Annotated in this window: 1 protein-coding gene; it reads left to right on the top strand. The window is 56.3% G+C overall.

Annotation, left to right across the window (positions count from 1 at the left end; translation table 11 throughout):
* Positions 1-231 (top strand): hypothetical protein (locus B0D78_RS13070; protein WP_168170148.1); only part of this gene is annotated, 231 nt, incomplete at both ends.

Below are 231 nucleotides of genomic sequence, written 5' to 3'. Positions count from 1 at the left end.
GAACGGAAGAAAGCACCCAAGAGCGGCGTGAAATGCTGCGCCTTCGTATGAATCTGGGAGAAGGAGACTTTACGCCTGCGGGGATCCGCAAGGCGCTCGACAGCTTTGGGTTGGAATACACGCTCAGCGAATTTCCTCACAGCGGACAGCTGAATGTTACTGCGGCTGCGGATTATTCGCGCGCGCAAAAGGCGTGGATCCGGCGTGAAGTTACCAAAATCATCCCTGCCC

Source organism: Pyramidobacter sp. C12-8, assembly GCF_002007215.1.
Taxonomy (GTDB): Bacteria; Synergistota; Synergistia; order Synergistales; family Dethiosulfovibrionaceae; genus Pyramidobacter.
This window is presented reverse-complemented; position numbering and strand designations above follow the sequence as displayed.